Genomic DNA, 1,253 nt, shown 5'->3' with positions numbered 1-1,253 from the left:
CCAATCCGATGGCTATATTGTCGTTAGCCCAGGTATAGGAAGTGCCAGTTCCTCCGAAAGTCACCAAAGTGGTATTGGCACCTTTACAGATTGTTTGGTTACTCACCGAATTAACTGATGGGGTCGGGTTCACCGTAATGGTGAAGCTGGTCGTTGGACCGTCGCAGGTCACTCCGTTATTGAGATAATGTGGCGTAACGGTAATGGTTCCGCTGATAGGACTTGAGGTTGCGTTGGTTCCTGCAAATGCAGCAATGTTACCAGTTCCGCTTGCCCCCAATCCGATGGCTATATTGTCGTTCGCCCAGGTATAGGAAGTGCCGGTTCCCCCGAAAGTCACCAAAGTGGTATTGGCACCTTTACAGATTGTCTGGTTGCCCACCGAATTAACCGATGGAGTCGGATTTACTGTAATGGTGAAGCTTGTCGTTGGACCGTCGCAGGTCACTCCGTTATTTAGATAGTGTGGCGTAACGGTAATAGTTCCGCTGATAGGGCTCGAGGTTGCGTTCGTTCCTGCAAATGCGGGAATGTTACCAGTTCCGCTTGCCCCCAATCCGATGGCTATATTGTCGTTGGCCCAGGTATAGGAGGTACCGGTTCCTCCGAAAGTCACCAAAGTGGTGTTTGCGCCTTTACAGATTGTTTGGTTACCCACCGAATTAACCGATGGAGTCGGATTCACCGTAATGGTGAAGCTGGTCGTAGGACCGTCGCAGGTCACTTCGTTATTGAGATAGTGTGGCGTAACGGTAATGGTTCCGCTAATCGGGCTCGAGGTTGCGTTGGTTCCTGCAAATGCTGGAATGTTACCAGTTCCGCTTGCCCCCAATCCGATGGCTGTATTGTCGTTAGCCCAGGTATAGGAAGTACCGGTTCCGGAGAAAGTCACCAAAGTGGTGTTCGCCCCTTTACAGATTGTCTGGTTGCCCACCGAATTAACCGATGGAGTCGGATTTACCGTAATGGTGAAGCTCGTCGTTGGACCATCGCAGGTAACTCCGTTATTGAGATAATGCGGCGTAACGGTAATGGTTCCGCTAATAGGACTCGAGGTTGCGTTGGTTCCTGCAAATGCGGCAATGTTACCAGTCCCGCTTGCACCCAATCCGATGGCTATATTGTCGTTAGCCCAGGTATAGGAAGTGCCAGTTCCTCCGAAAGTCACCAAAGTGGTATTGGCACCTTTACAGATTGTTTGGTTACTCACCGAATTAACTGATGGGGTCGGGTTCACCGTAATGGTGAAGCTG

General features: G+C 50.4%; 1 pseudogene. It reads right to left on the bottom strand.

The features are described 5' to 3' along the window. Positions 1-1,253: pseudogene (locus tag AC1DY0_RS19005) on the bottom strand (hypothetical protein); the annotation flags it as partial.

The organism is Flavobacterium sp. P1_E4, assembly GCF_056405915.1.
Note: the sequence above shows the minus strand (reverse complement) of the source record. Positions and strands in the feature narration are given on the sequence as shown.